The organism is Fulvivirga aurantia (assembly GCF_009711475.1).
Taxonomy (GTDB): domain Bacteria; phylum Bacteroidota; class Bacteroidia; order Cytophagales; family Cyclobacteriaceae; genus Fulvivirga; species Fulvivirga aurantia.
Map to the genome: position 1 here is coordinate 1 of NZ_SMMD01000338.1, position 1,843 is coordinate 1,843.

Here is a 1,843-nt window from a genome sequence, read left to right on the forward strand (position 1 = left end):
ATCACCGTCTACATCTTCATCTGAAGTAGGTACTCCATCACCATCGTCATCAATATCAAGATAGTCTGGTGTACCGTCTCCGTCAGTGTCATCATTGGTAGGGTTACCATCTTCATTTACGTCTTCGTCTGCCGTTAATACACCATCCCCATCATCATCCGTATCAAGATAATTTGGTATTCCGTCTCCATCAGTATCATCGTTGGTAGGATCAACATCACCGTCTATATCTTCATCCTCAGTTGGTACTCCATCGCCATCATCATCTGTGTCCTTAAAGTCTGGTGTACCATCACCATCTGTATCCTGAGGGTTACTATTTAAACCTGGTCCACCATTGTCTGTGTCAAAGGCATCATCAATACCGTCACCATCACTATCATTTCCAGTTGGTTCAAAACCGCTTCCACTTTCTGCCCAATCTTCTACTCCATCACCATCTGAATCTGTATCCTGGTAATCTGGTATACCATCTCCATCTGTATCATCAGGATTGGTAAATGGATTATTATCACCATCAGCATTTGAATCTTCATCAGCATCTGCAATACCATCATTGTCATCATCCGGGTCAAGGTCATCAACAATTCCATCACCATCTGCATCATCACCTACAATGATTGTGACAGTAGCCGTTGCGCACGCTGAAGGCGTACCATCATCACACACCTGATAAGTAAATGTATCTGAACCTGTAAAACCACCATCAGGTGAATATATGAAAGTACCATCTGCATTCAATACTACTGTACCATTTGTAGGCCCTGTAATCGGACTAATATTTACCGTAAGTAAATCACTTTCAATATCAGAGTCATTAGTAAGTACGTTTCCGGAAACATCAGTATCAAGAGCTGTATTTACTAAATCATTCACAGCTTCAGGACTATCGTTTACTGGATTAACCGTAATTGTTACCGTAGCTATTGAACACTGTGGTGTTGCTGAATCGTCACAGACCTCGTACTCAAATGTGTCAGTACCGAAGAAATTAGCATCGGGCACGTAATTGTAAGTACCGTCAGAGTTTATCGTTACTGTACCATTTGACGGATCACTTACTGGGGTTGTGTTAATATTTAGATTGTCTCCGTTAGGGTCTAAATCATTAGCCAGTAAATCACCACTTGCGTTCGTGTCTTCATCAATGGTAGCTACATCGTCTCCAGCATTAGGAGGAAGCGGTGAATCAGGCACTGTAATCGTTACAGTGGCTGTACCACACTCCGATGGTGTACCATCATCACACACTTCATATTCAAAAGTGTCGGTTCCATTGGTAAAGCCTGCATTTGGAGTGTAGGTAATCGTTCCGTCTCCATTTACTACCACAGTACCATTTGTCGGGTTGACGGTCACTGTAGGGTTTGACAGATTATTACCTTCAATATCGGTATCATTTGCCAATACATCTATCGTTACACTTACACCCGGGTCTGTTGCATCTGCATCATCGTTGATGATCGGTGCATCGTTGACCGGATTAACTGTGATTTCTATTAAAGCAGCATTTGAAACGTTACCAAGGTTATCTTCTACCGTGTAATTGATAGAAGCATCACCATTGTAATCAGCCTCTGGTGTAAATGCTACATTACCAGCAGCATCAACGGAATAAGTACCTACTCCAACAATCACAAGAGGATTTGCACTGTCAGCTGTGTTAGAAGCATCACTAGGGTCAATTAAAACTATAGTACTTGCTTCAACTGTGCCAGTTGCATCTACATCGTTGCTCGTAATCAGGTTGATGTTTAGCGCCACGTCTTCATCAGTAATATTACCCGTATCGTCATTAGCCACAGGACCAGTCGTATCTATCACGATTTCGTTGCTGGTCGTG

Annotated in this window: 1 protein-coding gene; it reads right to left on the reverse strand. The window is 42.3% G+C overall.

The window, feature by feature from the left end:
* On the reverse strand, nt 1–1,843 hold a 1,843-nt coding region (locus tag E1176_RS01620; protein ID WP_155208833.1), incomplete at both ends, for a tandem-95 repeat protein.